Below are 20,732 nucleotides of genomic sequence, written 5' to 3'. Positions count from 1 at the left end.
GTTACGTTTCCCTCCTTGGATTCAAATGTTCAGCGATATATGTTGTAAGGCTAGATACGGACACATAATCGTAAATTACAGTCTCGCTTAAAGATATATTTAGTCGACAATTTATCTCTTTAATAAATCTAGTAACTCTAATTGAATCCAAACCTAATTCTGTAAAGTCAGTTTCAGCGAATTCATCAAATTCTTCAAGGTATAATAGGTCAATTAAAACTTCTTTGATGCATTGCTCAATTTCTGCTCGACTGAATTTTTTGTCTTCTTCAACAAGCACTGCAGCTTGCGATTGCGCCCGAGCACCAGGTTCCAAAGTTAAAGCAGCGGCATTTTGTGTCGCTATAGTGGAATGGACAGCACTTTGGATCGGCATTGTGATGCCATTTTCAGGCGCTATTTTGAAATCTGCTTCAACAATTGAATCTATTGAAATAAATGACGCTTCACTGCCATTTTGCTCAGAAGGAGAGTTTGCTGAGCTTGCTACATATGGCCAAAATCTTTTTCGACTAAACGGATAAGTTGGAAGCAGCGGCATATGCTGCAGTGAACGATTACGCTTTAACTTCTCCCAAGAAATATTCACCCCAGATTGCCATAACTGAGCTAACGCTAACCAATCCCTGTTAGCAATAAGCTGTTCAATTTGCACAGACGATAACGGCTCAAGCTGGTCAAGCAATGCTTCTTCCTGCTGTAAATATTGCGTTATACCCTTAAGCAAAGCTTGTCTGTTTTGTGCGATTACAGCAAATCTGCATTTGAAATGCTCACGATTCATTTGCAGCACATAGGCAAGTCTTTGTAAATCAAGCTCAGGATGCTGCTCTACATATTGCTTCCATAACTCCATATAGCTTCTAAGTGCTTGCTTAGTCTTAGCAGAGAAAAGGAATACGCTGATTTCCTGCTCGCTATCATATATGCTGTTTTCTTCCCGCTTAGCTTCTTGCTCTACTGCCGACTCATATTCCTCAACAATGACATGGCTATAAACGCCGCCTGCACCAAAGCTGTTAATGCCAATTCGCCGTGGAACTTTTTCTCCGTTAAGCTCTAATTTTGACCAAGCTTGCAGCTCCGTCACTACCTTGAATGGAATTTTATCAAATGGAATATGCGGATTAAGCTGCTTAGGTAACGGAATTGGCGTAATTATCTTATGCTTTAACTGTAAAATAGCTTTAATTAACTGCGCCATGCCAGATACGGCTTCTCCATGTCCTAATATCGCTTTTAGCGAGCCAAGTGTATAGCCGCCTTGGTTATTGTTGACGTTGCCAAATACTTGTCTAATGGCGGACATTTCCATCGAATCAACAAGCTCTGATCCGCTTGCTGCTGCTTCGATATGCTGAATCGTTTCTGGTTGAAGCTTTGCTGCTTCAAGCGCTTTACGAATTACTGCTGCTTGCTTTGCAGGATCAGGCACACTATAACCATTCGTTCTTCCGCTATGAGCAATAGCAGTTCCCTTAATAATTGCCCATATATGATTGTTATCTCGTTTCGCAGCAGATAATGATTTCAAAACTACTGCTCCTACACCTTCAGAAGGAATAAAGCCATTGCCTCCCTTGCCAAGTACAGTGCTACTTGAGCTGTCAGAAAGCAATCCTCCTTGGGTAAGACTTGTATAATTGGTCGGATGAGTATAGAGATTGACTGCACCGACTACTGCTGTCGTAATTTCTCCGCGTCTAATCGCCTCACAAGCCTGATGAAGTGCCGTCAAGGAGGAAGAGCACATCGTATCAATCGGAATGCTCATACCTTGGAAATCAGCAAAGTACGAGAAGCGATTAACCATTGCAGAGAAAGATGTTGTATAAAAGGAATGTTCAGCTGTATTCCATAAATTAAAGCCTGTCTTTGTTGCTGCCCCAAAAACACCAATTTGACTGCGTTCATTTTTCTCAAGCTGGGATGGAACAATTCCTGCATCTTCAATCGCTTTCCAGCATTGCTCAAGGAACAATCGCTCTTGAGGATCCATTCGCTCTGCATCTGCAGGAGCAATATTGAAAAATAGCGGGTCAAAATTCGCATATTCCTCAAGAAAACCGCCCCATTTGCTGCAGCTTTGCTTTCTGTTTATGGCTTCTTCTCGGTCGGGATTATAAAAATTCTCTAGCGGCCAGCGCTCTTTCGAAACTTCCGTTATGCAATTTTTCGCAGACTTTATATTTTCCCAAAACTGCTCGATATTGTTTGCCATTGGAAATTGCGCACTTACGCCGATAATTGCGATCGCATTCTCATCGATATCCTTCTGGCTTTGCTCATCCTGCCCAGCTTCGTTTTCATTGCGATAACGTTTATTATCAGTTGAACGAATTGGCTTTAAGCTTGCTGACGGCGATAACACAGCATGTGACGGACTGTCATTAATAAGTTTTTGCTCTAAAATAGACTTTTTCTCTAAAATAGGCTGTTGCTCTAACATTTGCTGAGATTGTTCGACTTCTTTTCTCGGCCAGCTATCACCAATCCACTTTCTGCATTCGTATGGAAATTCAGCTGCTAAATAAGAAGCCAGCTCAGCAATCGTACGATATTCAAAGAAAATCGTATTCGATATTTCTTCAAAGTATTCAGCTAGCTGCTGGCTAAGCAAGGTTAACTTAACTGAATCAGCCCCGTAAATATCGAAAGTATCTTGCTCATTAATTTGCTCGCTTGGCAGTTTTATGCTTTCGCCAAACATGTTCTTTAATTTTTGCACGCTCATTACAGTTAGTTGCTCTAAATTTACCTCTTCCATTAACTCGCTTTCTCGTTCGGAGGCAACGACAGGCTCTGTTTGCAGAACGTTAGCTCTAATTTTATTAAGATCCCCCTCAAAAACTAGCAACTGATCGTCCTTCTGCTGCAATGCTTGATATAACGCCTTAATGCCAGTATCCGTATTCATGGCAATCATGCCTAAACGAGCAAACATCCCCTGCTCAAGTACTTGATTAATTTGCATACCGCCATGCTTCCATAACGGCCAATTGATGGACACAGTTTTTCCACTGCGCTCACCCTTGGCAACTAGCTTATTGCGGTAAACGGAATAAATATCTAAAAATGCATTAGCAGCAGCATAGTCTGCTTGTCCTGGATTACCAAACTGTCCAGCTCCAGACGAGAAGAGCACCATAAAATCTAGCTCAAGTCCGCTTGTGCATTGATCTAAATTCAACAAGCCGCCTACCTTCGGTGCAATCACCTCAGCTATTTCCTCTGCTGATTTATTAATAATGAACTTGTCTTGAATTACTCCGGCACAATGGAATATTCCATTTAATTTACCGTAATTGGCTATGATCTCCGTAATTAATTGTTGAACTTGCTCATAGTCCGCAATATCAAGACGCTTATATTGAATGTTCGCTCCATATTTCCTTAATTGCTCCAAACGCTCTCCTTTTTCGGTTGAAAGAGCTGAGCGCCCTGTAAGAATTAACTGAACATTCTTCGTTGTGCGACAAATTTCTTCTGCAAAGATTAAACCTAATCCCCCTGCTCCACCGCTCAACAGATAAGTACCGCCTTCTTGCCAAGGAAGTTGATCCATTGTGCTTTGGTCAGTCAGTTGCTCTTCTGCAAAGCTTCTTGTGTATCTCACACCATCAATATAATTAATCTCCCGCTCGTGTGGAACAAGGCTTTCTTCTCTCAGCTTTGCAATAATTTCCTCTGTACTGCTTTTTGCAGGCAAGCCAATGATTTGAATCGATAGCTTTGGATATTCTTGCTGTGCAGTTTTTAGCAAACCTCCTAACCCTCTGTAAAGCTCCCAACCATCCTCATTAAAGACTACTAGTTGAACGAGTTGCTGCCCTCTCCTTTTAGCTTGCAGCATCTCTTGAACTTCCTTAAATAGTTGCACGACAACATCGGCATATTTGCTCTGTAAATCTGTGGAATCACTGTGAAGAAGACGACATTTTCCAGCAGCAAGGCTAGCCTCGATATCAGTAACTGATATCTGCTGTCCACCTTCACAAAGGAGCACTAAGCGCTGCGAATATTGCGGAATAACCCCGTTATTATCAATTAAATCGCTCTTTTGCCAAATTGGACGAACTAGCATTGCCTCAATCTGAGCAGTTTTTGAATGAATAGAGACAGACATATTTTTGTCTAAGTTTTCTTCCTCTGGCTTCTCTTGTGCAACTTCTCTTACAAGCGGCACATCTGGTATCCAATATCGCTCTTGAGCAAATGGATAGGTTGGCAAACTCATTCGCTGCGGTTTGCTCTCTTTGTACATGCTCTCCCATTCTATTTCAACACCTGCAATCCACAACTCGAGCAACGTCGTCGCTTTTTTTCGTTCTAGCAGTAATTGCAGAACCTCCTGCAGCTCCTCGCTAGCTTTAAATAAGCTAAATACATTGCGTTGTTGTCTGCCATGACTCATATATAAGCCAGCTGTATCTGTTTTTCCTTGAATATAGCTCTCCAGCTTATTCGTTAGCTCCTCCATTGTGCTTACAATAATACCTAAACGATATTCCATACTTTCTCGGCCAATTTGCAGCGTATAGGCGATATTCGCTAACTGTTCATCTCCTAGATCTCTTAGTCTAATGAATTCAAGTAAACGAATCGCTTGCTCCTTTAACAACGACTCTCTTTTAGCCGACAATACAATAATTGCCGGATGATCTGCATTTACGATTACAGGTGATGTCTCATTTTCATTTTCCACATATTCCTCAATTATTACGTGGCTATTCGAACCGCCTGCACCAAAAGAAGATACCCCTGCAATTCTTGGGAATTCTACTAACTTCCCTTCAACTTCTACTACAGGGCGCTTCCATTCCTGTAATTTCTGTTGCACATAAAACGGAGTTTGCTCAAAATCTATATGCTCATTCAGCTTTTGCGAATGTAAACTAGGTACAAGCTGTTTATACTTTAGCTGCAAGAGCACCTTCGTTAGCCCAGCTATGCCCGCTGCTGCCTCTAAGTGACCAATATTGCTTTTTAAAGAACCAATCGAGCAAAAGTTATAATCATTTGTATACGTTTGAAATGCTTTTGTCAGTCCAGCAATTTCGATTGGATCACCAAGCGAAGTGCCTGTGCCATGGGCTTCAATATAACTTATTGTTCGTGGATTTATATCGCCTTCCTTTAAAGCCTGTTGAATAACTTGCGCCTGTGCTGCAGGATTAGGTACCGAATAGCCATTTGTTTTACCGCCATGATTGGCGCTTGTCGCTTTAATGACCCCATAAATATGATCCCCGTCTGCTACAGCCTGTGCGAGCGGCTTTAAGAGTACTGCTCCAACTCCTTCACCTGGCACATACCCATCTCCACCGCTTCCAAAGCTTTCACATTTCCCTTTGCTGGACATGAAATGGTATTGACTTAAAAATAAATACTTATTTGGATGCAAGCAAAGATTAACCCCGCCTACGACAGCGAGTTTGCATCTTCCCAGCTTGATACTGTCACACGCTACATGCAATGCTGTAAGGGAGGAGGAGCACATACTGTCTATTGTCATACTTGGACCATTAAAATTACAAAAATATGAAACGCGATTGGCAATGGAAGAAGCGATACCAGATAAAGCAAGCGGCTTCCCTTGCACTTGCTTCTCCACACCAAGCAGCTGATAGTCGAGGAAAGTTACACCGACAAATACGCCAACATTATTGCTAAGCTCATCAGGTTGGCTTGGACATAATGATGTTCTCGTATATCCTGCATCCTCGATCGTTTCATACACACATTGCAAAAATAAACGTTCCTGAGGATCCAAACGTTCTGCATCATCAGGAGATATATTAAAAAATAATGGGTCGAATTTATCAACATCATTAATAAACCCGCCCCATTTACTATTTATTTTCCCAGGCTTCCCTTTTTCTGCACTGTAGTATTGCTTATAATCCCAGCGCTCATTTGGAACCTCTACAATACAATCCATTCCCTGCTGTAAATTATTCCAAAACTGCTCAAGAGTGTCCGCTCCTGGATAACGTCCTGCTAGACCGATAATCGCAATATCCATGGAAGGATAAATAGTTTTTGGTTCTGTCACTTCTAGCTTCTTGTCCTGCTTCAGCGTAGCAATCGTCTCTTTATGCTGCTTAGGTTGCGAATGCTCATTAGCATTACAGTTGACGGACGCTCTTTGCCTTTCTACTTGGTCGCTTACTGCTTCCCAATCCCCAAGCCCAAACCATGCAATCAGCTTATCCTCGAAGTTCATTACACAATACTCCGCTAATGCTTGAATAGTTTGGTACTCAAAAAATATTGTTGGCGAAAACTGTCCTAACACCTTCTCTAGTTCCCTAGCTAACTGCTTTATCATTACTGAATCAATCCCATAGCCTTCTAACGAAGCATCGTTTTCAATCCGCACAAATGGGATGCCACTTACAGCAGATAGTGTTGATTTCAAATAATGTATTGTTTTCTCTTTTAACATCGATTGCGTTACCTTTGGAAGATTATCTGCTTTATGTTCGCTTATTGACTGCTGCTGTGTTGAACTTGACATTGATTCAGCAATTGCTTCCGCAGCATTAGCTATATCTGCAGCATTAGTTATGCCTGCAAAATTAGATATGTCTGCAACGGCCCCCCCTACACGGAAGCCTTCTCCTCGCTTCACTCCTGGCACCCAGTAATGTTCTTCGGAAAAAGGATAGGTTGGCAAACTTATCCGCTTCGGCTTCCATTGCGAATAACAACGCTCCCAATCAATATTTAGACCGTTCACCCACAATTGAAGAAGCTCCTTATAGTTACCTTCGCTTATCAAGGAATCTACTTTAATCGCATTTGCATCATTATTTTCATAGCTCAATGTTTCCTGCTCACGAGAAATGAAGCCGCTATACCAATCTTGCTCTTCTTGTCCATTTAAGAAAGCTTTAAGTTTTTGCTCAAGCTCTTGCAGCGACTTCGCTGTCATTGCAAGCCGAGCTTCCATTGGTTCACGTCCAACCTGCAAAGTATATGCTACATGCGGTAAATCCTGCTCTGTAATTTTCCCTTCCTCAATTACCTGCAGCAGCTGCTTCACTCGTTCTCTAAGATTGGATTGCTGTTTGGCTGACAGGACGATCATATATGTTGTTAAGTCGCCAACAACAGGTTCCGCCGCAGTCTGCTGAGGGAGATATTCCTCAATAACTAAATGTGCATTCGAACCTCCTGCACCAAAAGCAGAAATACCAGCAATTCTAGGCAATTGCTGTTTTATCCCGTCTTTTTCAGTGACAGGTCTATGCCACTCCTCCAGTGATCGCTGCACTTTAAATGGCGTCTTTGTAAAGTTGATGTTCGGATTTAGCGTCTCAGCATGCAAGCTTGGAACGAGCTTGCCATACTTCATCTGCAGCAGCACCTTTGTTACGCCTGCTATTCCTGCTGCACTTTCCAAATGGCCGATATTGCTCTTTACCGAACCGATAGCGCAAAACTGTTTCTCATTCGTATAGGCTTCAAACGCTTTCGTCAATGCAGTTATTTCAATCGGATCACCAAGCGCAGTACCTGTTCCATGTGCCTCAATATAGCTAAGATGTCTAGCATCAACCCCAGCGTCTTTCAATGCTTTGCGAATCAAATTTGCTTGTGCATTTGGATTTGGTACGGTATATCCATTTGTTTTACCGCCATGATTAATTGCCGAACCTTTAATAACTCCATAGATTTGATCCTGATCTGCAATTGCTTTTGATAATGGCTTTAGTAAAATTGCCCCTACCCCTTCACCTGGTACATAGCCATCGCCATCCTTGCCAAAGCTTTCACATTTACCTTTGCTTGACAGAAAATGACCGCGTTCAAGCAATATATATTTATTTGGATGAATGGACACATTAACGCCGCCAGCAATCGCTAGCTCACATTCACCTAGACGAATGCTTTGACAAGCAAGATGAATCGCTGTTAAGGATGAGGAACACATCGTATTAACTCCAATGCTAGGTCCGTGAAAGTTACAAAAATACGATACTCGATTAGCGATCGATGAAGTAATGCTGCTAAGAGCAATCATTCTTCCTTTTGCTTGCTCCTGAGCGCCATAAAGCTGATACTCGTCATACATTACCCCTACATAAACACCGACATTTCCTTCAATACCGGTTCCCTGCAAGCGACTTAACGTCTGACGTGTATATCCTGCATCTTCCAGCAATTCCACAACGCATTCCAGAAACAGTCTTTCTTGCGGGTCCATCCATTCAGCTTCACGCGGCGGAATATTAAAAAACATCGGGTCAAATCGATCAATATCGTCTAGAAAACCGCCCCAACGTGCATTAGATTTACTATCGACTTCTGTATCACTATGAAATTGCTTATGGTCCCAGCGATCTTTCGGAATTTCCGTAATACAATCTCTACCGCTACATAAATTATGCCAAAATTCATCGACATTTTTCGCTTGCGGGTATCGTCCCGCCACACCAATAATGGCAATATCTGAATTGGTAGCTGCTGGGGAGCTGTATTGTTCTGTGACCATAAATCTTTTGCGCCGAGATCTTCTAGTTGGCCGCTGTACCTGTACGGGCTTTACTTGAACAGCAGTATTGTGTGCAGACTGCTGCACGGAATGGAGCAAGCCCAATTGCTCAAGCAGCTTATCCCGATGTGCTTCGAGAAAATACGCTGCGATTGAACGAATATTTTGATATTCGAAAAAAAGCGTTTTGGAAAGTTCACCAAAGTTTTTCTCTAGCTCATCATTCATCTTCATAATGACTAAAGAATCAATTCCGTACTTTTCTAGCGGTGCATCAGCATGAATTCTATCGACATCAAGTTTAATAACGGAAGCGAGCAGCTGCTTGAAATAGTGTTCCGCTTTCTCTTGCAGCAAAGCATCTGAAATATTATTGACAGCAGAGTTAGAGCTTGTACTTGCTGCTTCCGTAAATTTCAGGTTTTCGTAAACGTTTGTTGTTGATTTGGTTAAATAAGTTTGACTTAGCTTTTGCAAATCGCCCTCAACCACCATCAGTTGATCGTACGACTCATGAAGCGCAACATACATTGTAGCAATGCCAGTTTTTGTCGTTAACGGAATCATGCCGCTTCGCTCCAGCATCCGCCGCTCAATTTCCTTATTAACACTCATGCCGCCCTCTGCCCATAAAGGCCAGTTGATCGAAACAGTTTTTCCGCTTCTTTCTCCTTTTTCTGCCAACCAATTTCGATATGCCGCATATCGATCCATAAATCCATTCGCTGCAGCATAATCTGCTTGACCTAAATTCCCCATTTCCGCCGCTTCTGACGAAAACAGCATTATAAAATCGAGATTAAGCGCTTTTGTATGCATATCAAGATAATGCAAGCCTGTTACTTTTGGATGTAACACCTCTGTAAAAGCTTGCTCTGTTTTATGAATAATATATTGATCGTTAATGATTCCTGCACTATGAATAATGCCATGCAGCGAACCAAACGATGTCATTATCTCTTCAATTAATTGCTTTACTTGCCCTTCTTCAGTTATATCCGCTTGATGATAACTAATAGTAACTTGATTTCTCTTTAGAGCAGCTAGCCGCTGACGCTTCTCTCCCGATAGCTCTGAACGGCCAACTAATATTACAGCACCTTTTGTAATATGCCTAATAATTTCCTCAGCAACGATTAAACCAATACCGCCTACACCGCCAGTTATAAGGTATATTCCACCTTCTCGCCAAGGTAACACCTGTCTATCCAATCTCTCTGCCTGCAAGCTTTGCTTTAGCTCACTTAATTGCTTTGTATATCGAACACCTTCTATATAGCGAATTTCTTGGTCATTAATACAAAGACTATCAGCCTTAAGTGCAGATATAATTTCATCGGGCTTACTTTCTGCAGGGAACACAATCATTTGAAAGAATAGCTTAGGGTTTTCTAGTCTAGCTGTCTTTAACAGCCCGCACAAACCTTGAAACAACTCTTGATCCCCAGAAGCGAACAACACAAGCTGAATCAGAATATTACCACGGGCTTTATTACTTAGCATGTGCTTTACAAGCGTAAACAATTGATTAGCATACTGCACATAGCGAAGGTTGACTTCCTTAGCCTCACTGCGAAAAATTGTACAGTTGGCTCCTTGGATGCTAGTTTCTAGCAGTTGCTGTGTGATAGCTCGTTCTCCTTCGCATACAATGATTTCATGCTGTTCATACGATATGTTGGCAACGCTTCGCTCAGATTTTTTCCAAACAGGATAAAGCAACAGGCGGTTTAGCGCCGCCTGTTGCTCTGTAAAAAGATTATCGCCGAATTGTTTATCATCCACGCTTCGATCCAACATATGCTTTAACCTCTCTTTCCGTTTCTCTTGCTCGGAATGCAAACTTCCTCATACTGATTTGAAGTGTTCCATCCTGATCATATAAGTCAATGTCATATTTTTTGATAGAGTCTTCATTGGTTACATTTTCACTTGCTCTAACGAATGCCCACATCTGCTTACTGCAGCTTCCGAAAATAAGCATTTCTTCTACTGCAAAAGGCAGTGCAAGTGAACTAGAATTGTCATCAATAAAGCTATTGCTTCCTATGTTAAAGCCGATTACTGATTGAATCGCAGAATCAAGTAAACTAGGATGAAGCACATAATCGTCTAAAGTTGAACCTATTATCTCAGGTAAGGATAATTTCGCTAATAGTTTTTCAGAACCAATATACAAGCACTCGATCGCTTGATGAGCTGGGCCATATTCTATTCCCATTGCTTCAAACTGTTGATAACATTGCTGACCGCTAATGATTTGCTTGCTGCATTCTGCTTGAAGTGCCAAAATATCGATTTTAGATATCGATATAGCTTCCTCTGGAATAAATATTGCTTTTCCTTGGCAATGAATGATTCCGTCACTGCTTTGCAGATCATCCTCACTATAAATCTCAAATTCGATTTCCCGCTCATTTTCTGGGTAAAGATCAATATGCAGCTCAGCGCTTGTGCTCTGAATCGTATAAGGTTTTAACCACATCATCTGTTTTAGTCTAATTTTATTCTCGTTTAACCACGGTGCAGATTGCCGCAGTGCGGAATGACTCATTTCCATATAAGCTGCTCCTGGCAGCATTCGTTCACCTTGTACAATATGATCCCGAAGGAAAAATTCTCGTCCGGTGAACAAGCTGCTAAAGCGCTGTTTATCCAAATTCGAAGTGTTGCGGTGTAATAACGGATGTATGGCAGCCATTAATTGTGAGTCTTTGTCAGCTGGAACTCCCCCGTTATTATTCTTTTCATTTGTAAGCCAATAGCGCTCTCTGGCAAACGGATAAGTCGGCAAACTAATGCGTTTAGGCTTTTGCACACTATACAGTGAATTCCAATCTATATCAAATCCAGTTACCCATAAATTTAATAGCTTGTCATATTTCCCTTTATTTATCCATGCTTGAATCGCAAGTAAAATGTCTTCATCACTGCCAAACATCGCTCCTAGAGATTGCTCTCCAGTAACATGTCCGCGATAAACTGCCTGATCCTCATCTCCTTGTTCAATATAGCTGGTCAGCTTACTTTTCAACTGCTCAACAGAGTTAATCAACATTGCTAATCTTTCCTCATGAGCTACACGTCCGACCTGTAATGTATAGGAAATTGAAGTTAGCTCTCGTTCATTAACCTCATTTCTGTTTAGCCACCATAGCAAATTAGCTGCTTGCTGACGAAGCTGAACTTCACTTTTGGCAGATAAAACAATTATCCAAGGAGAATTATAACTGGAGTGCCAATGTTTACTGTTCTGCTCTACTGGTATATATTCCTCGACAATAAGATGAGCATTCGCTCCACCTGCACCAAACGATGATAGACCAGCACGGCGTGGATAGCTAGTCTCGCCAACAATCGGCTGCTTCCACTCTGTCGCCTCTTGCTGGACGATAAAAGGAGTGTTTATGAAATCTATCCGTGGATTTAGTTCGCGAGAATGCAAGGATGGAACGAGTGTTTTATGCTTCATTTGCAATAGCACCTTAGTCAAACCGGCAATACCAGCCGCACTTTCACAATGCCCAATATTTGTTTTTATCGAGCCGATTGCACAATATTGTCGCTTATTCGTTTGCTCTGTAAAAGCTCCAGTGAGTCCTGCGATCTCAATTGGATCACCAAGCTCAGTTCCCGTACCATGCGCTTCAACATAGCTGATCGTAACCGGATCAATATTGGCACGACGCAACGTTTCACTAATTAGTTCACGCTGCAAATTAGGATTTGGCACAGTATATCCGTTTGTTCTGCCTCCTGCGTTAATCATCGTCGCTTTAATGACCCCATAAATATGATCGCCATCTCGCTCTGCAGCAGATAATGGCTTGAGCACAACAGCACCTACGCCTTCACCATCTACGAAGCCATCTGCGTCTTTTCCAAACGCTTTACACTTATTGCCAGAGGACAACATTGTATGCCCGCATAGCCGCTCATAATGATAAGAATCTAAAATTAAATTAACACCGCCAGCAATTGCACAATAGCTCGTTCCATTTTGTAAGCTTTCTACTGCAAGATGAATCGCTGTCAGTGATGATGAACATGCTGTATCAACCGCAAGGCTCGGACCATGGAAATTCAGCACATAAGACACCCGATTAGCGATCGACCAGAACGAGGCACCAGTCCCATAATCCGCATTCATCGCCCCAACGAATACTCCAACCTTTCCTGATGGACATAATTTATCAGGAGTATATCCCGCATCCTCAATGCTGGCATAAGCGATTTCGAGAAATAATCTCTCTTGCGGATCCATTCGCTCTGCTTCTCTTGGCGAAATTCCGAAGAAAAGCGGATCAAATTTATCAACATCACTAATAAAGCCGCCCCATTTCGTATAAATCCCGCCATAAGCTTTTTTATCGGTTGTGTAATTGAATTTCCAATCCCAACGTTCAAGCGGAATTTCAGAGATGCCGCTTTCTCCATTAAGCAGCATACTCCATAATGCATCGAGATCCCTTGCTCCAGAGTAACGTCCAGCTATTCCGATAATAGCAATATCCTCTCTTCTATTATTGGGCTCCTCTTTTTCAACTCTTTTTGCGCTATGAGAAGACACTTCGTTAGGTATTTCATTGCTAGGATTAGGATAAGTCGACAATTGTTCTAAAGAGCTTGCTAAAAGTTCAGCCTGTCCATCGTACGTAGACGCTTCATTGCTGGAAAACTTAGCTAATAATGCCTCGCGATGACTTTCTACCATATAATCAACTAGCTCATCTAATGTGTGATATTCATAGAACAATGTGCTTGGCAGACGACCAACCATATCCTCCAGCAAGCGAGTCATTTCCATAATCATTAAGGAGTTAAAATCAAATTGCTCAAAGCTTTTTTTACTGATAACTTGAGCAGAGCTCATTTTCGTGACAGTAGCAATAATATTGGCAATTTCCTGTTTAACGGCAGCACGATCAAGCGTTGCTTGATTTACTCTGCTTAACTGCCATTCCTTTGCTTTGGTTTGCGGTTGTGCTGCTATATTATATTGAGGTTGTCCCGCTTGATTTAGCCCAGATGGTTGCACCGAAGTTTTCGCGTGCCGCAGTTCACTCGTAGGAACAGGCAAAGCTGTATTTCTTAATTGCTGGCGAAGCTTAGCCAGCGAACCGTAAAGCACACCAACGTTTGTTAATCCGCTTTGTAAAATGGTTGACAACGCATTCAATCCTACTTCATCAGGAATGCCGACCCAACCTTTTTCCGCTTTCAAGCGCTCTTTCTCCACATCAGAAAGCTGCATTCCGCCTGAATTCCAGAGCGGCCAATTTATTGAAATTGTCTTACTTATCCGCGGCTCATGTTGAGCCATTTCCGAGCAGTAATTAGCGAAATGATCTAAAAAACCATTGGCATATGCATAATCTGCTTGCCCACGATTGCCAAAGGAAGAAGTAACTGATGAAAAATAAACGATAAAATCCGCTTGCTCTATATAGCGATGCAAATAAACTGTGCCAGCAATCTTCGCTCTCATCACTTGCTCATAATCGTTCCATTCCTTGTGGATAAACAATCGGTCTCTAATCACACCTGCACAATGGAAAACACCCTTTATCGGTCCATAATGTTGCCTAATACGCGAAATGACCTGTCTTACATTATTTTCATCGCCAAGATCACAACTTTCATAGGCAACCCGTTCAGCAGACAAAGAGGCTAATATTTGTGCTACATTTTCATCATACTCAGCTCTGCCCAGCAGCACCGTATAAGCATGCGGATAACGCTTGAACCAGCGAGCAACTGCTTGTCCAATGCCACCTAAGCCGCCCGTAATTAGATAAACGCCATTGAAATCAGTTCCATCTTGGTCATTTTCCAGCTCAACCTCGTGTAATTCCTTCTCCATTCTTACGCTTCCTTCATACTTTACCTCAGTAGCAGACGTCTCATGGAATAGTTCAAGCAGCACCTTTGAACTATCAAGCTGCGGCCACTCGTGAGTTAATGTGCGTAAGCTTAAGTTTGGCTTTTCCATACTAATGCTTTGCAGCATTGGAGCAAGGGCAGCGACATACGGATAATATTCATAAAGTCCAGCATCTAATACTGCAAGCAAATGTATGCTTTGATTACCTACTTTTTTAACAATTGCTTTACATAGCGCGAACATTGGATGAACTGCGTGCTCTGCTCTTATCAAAGGTGAAGTGCTTCGCTCAGCAAAATAAGGAATTACTAATAAATACCGATAGTCAATGCCATGTGCGGTAAAATGCTCAAACAACGCTGCATAATCTCGTTCACTATGAAAATCAATCTGATAGATTGGATGATTAACTGTAAAATGAGTGCCTGGTAAAACTAGAATAAACTGATGAGTTGGATGATTCTTTCTTAACTTTTCATAAGTAACCTCGTCACGATCAAATAAGATTACCGTTTCCTGACCGGTTAATGAGTTTTCAGAAATTGCTCGTGCCACCCACTGAGGTGTATATATCAACTGCTGCGGAGCGCTGTTTGGCACTGCTTTTAGTACAAAATCGTTAATTTGCGCAATTGCCAAGCCATCCCCGCCATAGAGCGTAATATGACATTTTATAAATTGATTTATATCATGCTGTTCGACGATTTCGATTTGCGACCAACAAGGCGCAACATTAGCTCGATATAAATGGAATTTTCCAATGGATTGCGGCAAATATAGTTGCTCCGTGGAACCTAGCAACTCGCTGCCAATAACAGCATGAAAAGCGCCATCAAGCAATATTGGATAGAGCAATGTATCGACTTCCACAGCAGATACAGCAGTGCCGTTAAGCGCCGCAAGCAACTTATGTCCATTAGAGGTAATATGCACCGAGTCCACTACTTGATATGAATATCCGTACTGACATCCTAATTTCAAATGACGTGAATAAATATCATGCTTATTGCAGCTAGTTGGTGCATTATGAATAAACCGCTCAGGATCAAAGCTTTGCAATGATAGTTCATCTACATTGAACGATGCTACACTAGACACAGCTCCTTTTACCACATCAACATCTCCGCTGCAAATAACAAATTGTAAAGAGCTTACATCTAGCGACAATGTGATGCTAATGGCATGCTCACTCAATTTAATTGGGTGTAGCAAGCTTAGTTGCTCAATAACAAATGTGCCTGTAACAATATGCTGCATTTGAACTGCTCGCATAATCATTTCCAAATAAAATGCAGCTGGAACAATCACTTCACCGTTAATAATATGATCCTGAATCAGTCTATTTTGCTTAGTCAGGTTAATCGTATAGTGAACAGTTTGTCCTTCTCTAATAACACTGTCAAAAAATGAAGGTTGTCCATGTTTTGGCAGCGTACTGCTTGTTTTATATGCTGCTTCAATCCAATAACGTCTTTTCTCAAACGGATAACCAGGTAGAGAAAGCATTTGATTAGGACGGTGTTCATATAATTTTCGCCAGTTTATCTGCTCTCCTCTTATATAACAAGCTTTCAATTCTTCTAATCGCTGCATATATTCCGTAGTTGCAACGGAGTCTTCCGTCAATTGGGTTAGCAATGTATCACTGCTTGCTCCAGCTTTCGTTGCAGCAATAGAATCTATTAAATGATGTCTCAGTGCTCGGTTAAGCTCTGCAGCTAATTGCTCTTTATTTGCTACAACAAAGGCACATCTTTCATCGAAGTGATTTCGTCTAACACTTAGCGTAAAGGCAATATCATGAAGCGTGAAATTAGAAGCTCCCTCTAACCAGCTTGCAAGCTGCTCAATTTTTTCTTTTAATGCATTTTTCGACTTTGCAGATAAAGGGATTAAATAATACGGTTCCTCAGTAACCGTTACTGGGCTATTGGCAACATAGTCTTCCACAACGAGATGACAATTCGTTCCGCTAAAGCCAAATGAGCTTACTGCTGCTCTTCTCGGCATCGGTTTCTTATGCCATGCCTGCAATTGGGTGTTCACATAGAATGGGCTATTGGCAAAGTCTATATGCTCGTTTGCCTGTTCAAAATGCAGGGTAGGTGGAATAGCTTCATGCTTCATCGACAGCAAAACTTTAATTAATCCCGCTACTCCAGCTGCAGCAATCGTATGACCAATATTGGTCTTCACCGAGCCAATTGGACAAGCTTGCTTAGGCAGCACATGTTTTCCAAATGCTTCAGATAATGCCTTAATTTCAATCGGATCGCCAAGCTTTGTTCCTGTTCCATGTGTCTCTACATAATCAATTGATGCAGGATCAATTCCGTTCTCCTCATAGATTGATTGAAGTAATTCTAATTGACTAAGTGCGCTAGGTGCAGTAATTCCATTTGTTTTACCATCCTGATTAACTCCCGATGCCGTAATCACACCATAAATCTGATCTTGATCTGCAATGGCTTGCTCCAGCTCCTTAAGCACAACAATTCCTACTCCCTCGCCTGGAACAAAACCGTTAGCTCGATTATCAAAGGCTTTACATTTTCCGTCAGGTGACAGCATACCTAGCTTAGTAGAGGTCAAATACAGATCAGGGGTCGACATAATACTAACTCCACCTGCTATAGCCATTTCACATTCTCCTTTTAGTAGGCTTTCCGCAGCAAGATGGATTGCCACTAATGAGGAGGAGCAGGCAGTATCAATACTTATAGCAGGTCCTTTTAGATTAAGAAAATAGGCAACTCGCGCAGCCAAAATCGCAAAATCATTGCCCAGCAAGCTATATGGCCCTGGTGCATGCCCATTTTCTCGAATAAGATTGTTATAATCTCCTGGTCTTGCCCCAATAAACACGCCAACCTTTTTATTACTTAGCTCTGACTCCGAATATCCCGCATCTTCCAGCGCATGATAACATTCTTCAAGACAAATACGCTGCTGAGGATCCATATTCTCGCTTTCGATTGGTGTCAGTGAGAAAAAGTCGCCATCAAAACGGTCGATATTTTCAATAAATGCGCCCCACTTGCTTGTCGTTTTATAGTCGGCCTTCATATCAGGATCATAATATTTTTCCACTGACCAACGGTGCTCAGGAACAAGTTTTACAGAATCAACACCATTTTTTAAATTCTGCCAATATTCATCAGCGTTGTTAGCACCGCCAAATTTACAGCTTAAGCCGATGATCGCTATTTTTTTCAAATGATTTTCTTTAACCGCTTCTGTTTTAAATTGTAAGTTTGCAGCTATCGGATTCTGGCTCTTTTCATGTTCTACAATCTCAGTTGCAAACGGCGCTGATTGCTCTGTTATTTCCTGCTTCTTGTCAGTTGACACTTGATTGATTTCCTGTTGAGGCAGCACCTTTTTTACTGTTATAAGAAATTCACTTAGCTCAGCAATGCTAGCATAATCGTACAAATCACTTACAATTAAATCAGTCGTAAATTGACGATTCACTTCATTAAGAAAATCTACAATAGTTAACGAATCAAAGCCTAAAGCGTAATATTTTTTCTCGTATTCTATATATGCTCGGTCTATACGCAACACGTCTGCTGCGATAATAGCTAGCTGATGTTGCATAACAACTAAATGATCGGTTTCTGCTTTGCTTAATACTTCGTTGCTTGTCTCTGCTCCATAAAAGACTGCTTGATCAGGTTGAAACGCTGCATTGTTAACTGCCTTACATGAATTTGTATGAGACGAGTCATTTGCTTGAAGGAAGATTGTCAGCTCATCTAAACTTGCATGGTCATATAGATCTGTCACAGCAAGCTCAATGCCAAATACTTTTTTGACTGCGTTTAAAAAATCGACAATCGTAAGAGAGTCAAAGCCAAGCGCATAAAACTTTTTATGACTTTCAATAAGTGATGAGTCTACTGCTAACGTTTGACTAGCAAGAAAAATAAGTTTATCCTTGATCTCCTGCTCCGAGACAATTTGCGAGCTTTGCTGCGCTTGTGCTATTTGTGATCTTTGCTGCGCCGGAGCTAATGATACAGCTTCTGTAAGACTTTGTAGCGCTTGACGTGCTATTTTCCCATTTGGTGTTCTTGGCAACTGATCTACACGAATAAATGCCGAAGGAATCATATATTCAGATAGCTTTGCTTTCAAAAACTGATATAATTGTTCGTCAGTGACAGTATGCCCTTCCTTCAAGACGATCGCAGCGTATAGTCTGCTAACCCCTTGACGAATTTCTTTAACAAAGACTGCACTTTCATGAATTGCTGCATGCTGCTCAATCGTCTGTTCAATGCCGGTTAGCTCAAGCTTTACTCCTCTTATTTTTACTTGATTGTCACGTCTACCTAATAACTCAATCGTTCCATCAGGCAAATAACGAGCGTAATCCCCCATTTTATATAGTCGAGAACCTGCATTATCGCTGAATGGATTATTAATAAATTTGCTGCGATTACTTTCCTCATCATGCAAATATCCAGTTGCTAAGGCGACTCCTCCAACATACAATTCTCCAGGTACGCCAATTCCTGTGAAATTAAGGTTGGAATCAAGAATATATACTTTAATATTACGAATCGGCTTAAATCCAGGCAGACGATCTGGCTTGTCAATATTGCTACGAGAATCAGCATATAAAATGCCATTAACCTCTGTTGCACCAAAGTCATTTAATAGTATGGAATTAGGAACTATTTCTCGGAAATTCTGCCATAGTTCTACAGTCAACGGCTCCCCCGCCGTAATGCAAAGTTCAAGCGTAGATAAGTTTGCTTTAGCTGCACGATCTTCTAACATGCGCTTAAGCAAGGAAGGAACTACCGTAAGATGTGTGATTTGATGGCGAGCAATCGCTCGATTTAATAGATTAGGATCTTTTACTATAGCATCTGCCATTATGACCGTTGGTACACCTTTTAACAATCCGCCTAATAACTCCCACATAGACGGCATAAAGTTCATACTCGTACGTTGCCCCATACATGATGTTGACTTAAACGGATATTTTGACCAAAGCCAATTAAAGCGATTCAATAATTGTAATTGCTTATGAATAACACCTTTTGGCTTCCCTGTTGAACCCGATGTGTACATAATTAAGCAATCCTGATCTAGCAAACTTTTGCTTGCAGTTAGTTTGGTTTTAGAGTAAGCAGCCTCAATTAAGTAACTGCTATCCATCACAATGGATTTACCGCACGATACTTTTTTTACATGCTGCTCTGTTGTAATAATCGTTTGCACCTGTGCATCGTCAAGTATAAATTGTAAATGCTCCTCTGAATATGAAATATCAAACGGAACATAAATATTTCCTGACTTCCAAACGGCAAGCATCGCAATAACGGTATAAATAGATCGCTCGCCATAATAACCGATAACTTGCTTAGTTCCATTTACTGACAGTTTTTGAGCAAGGTTATCTACGGAGTAAAGTAAATCAAGATAAGAGATATATGCGATATTGTCACTGCCATCCTCATAAATTACAGCAATTTCGTTTGGAGTCTCGTTAGCCTGCTGCTCAAATAAATCATATATTGTTCTATTTAAGACATATCGAGCCTTTGATCCTCCCCAACGTTTTAACTGACTTATTTCGCTTGTAGATAAGTAAGAATAGGAAGCAATTGGCTGTTCCAAATTAGCGATTGCTCTTTGGCAAAATATGCAATAATGGTCTACGATACGATCGATAGTATTGCCTGCAATCAATTGAGAATGATATTTCACCATCCCCCACACATTATCATTATTTAGTGACAAATGAATTGCTAGCAGGACAGATTTTGACTCGTAATCATGAAGAGCTAGATTTACACTTTCAATCGTTTCCATCATCGAATGTACATCTTGTAATAATGCCGTAAAGTCCTTAGCAAGCTCGGCAAATGTTGATTGCGTTGACCACTTGCTCGTATCAAGTGTCAACTCCTTCCCATTGCAGGCTATTGTCCAAACCATGGCATCGCTATCGGTATAGCGAATAAATAAAGCTAGCAAAACGCTTATATAGTGAACAAACGTAGCTTGAGTCTTTTCATAAGGAGTCATAAAGCTGCGGTATAACTCTGTAGAGAGCTCTGCAAAATCTTGCTCAACGAAGAGAAAATCTAAGCCCCCTCCGCCTTTACTCATGCCTGTAAAATGATCAGAAAGGGATTTCGGCCATTGTAAAAGTTGATGATGTTGCAAATAAGCTATAATTTCAGCTTGCTCATCGCTTATTTCACTACTTAACTCTTTTCCATTACTTGTGCCAACAAAAAATATAGATTTCTTTTCTACTCCAAAATGTACTTTGGAGTTTGCTAGCTTATTGAATAGTTTGGTAGACTCCATCACGCAGTTCCTCCC

The 20,732-nt window shown here is 41.2% G+C and carries 2 protein-coding genes; both read right to left on the bottom strand.

The genetic code is table 11. From position 1 onward, the window contains the following. Nucleotide 1: 1 nt before the first annotated feature. On the bottom strand, nucleotides 2–10,300 hold the full coding sequence (locus AC2TDL_RS15415; protein WP_484696958.1) for an SDR family NAD(P)-dependent oxidoreductase: 10,299 nt from the start codon (nucleotides 10,298–10,300) through the stop codon (nucleotides 2–4). Then, entirely contained in the window at nucleotides 10,278–20,717 is a 10,440-nt protein-coding gene (locus AC2TDL_RS15410; protein WP_484696957.1) for an SDR family NAD(P)-dependent oxidoreductase, read from the bottom strand. The genes AC2TDL_RS15415 and AC2TDL_RS15410 overlap by 23 nt, the downstream gene beginning before the upstream one ends. Between the last annotated feature and the right edge of the window lie 15 nt (nucleotides 20,718–20,732).

Source organism: Paenibacillus sp. plas6 (genome assembly GCF_057221655.1).
The sequence above is the reverse complement of the archived record's forward strand: the minus strand, read 5'-3'. Positions and strand labels throughout refer to the sequence as shown.

Excerpts from the sequence above, each read along its gene's own strand:
- AC2TDL_RS15415 (WP_484696958.1), bottom strand. The coding sequence starts at position 10,300 with ATGTTGGATCGAAGCGTGGATGATAAACAATTCGGCGATAATCTTTTT.
- AC2TDL_RS15410 (WP_484696957.1), bottom strand. The coding sequence starts at position 20,717 with ATGGAGTCTACCAAACTATTCAATAAGCTAGCAAACTCCAAAGTACAT.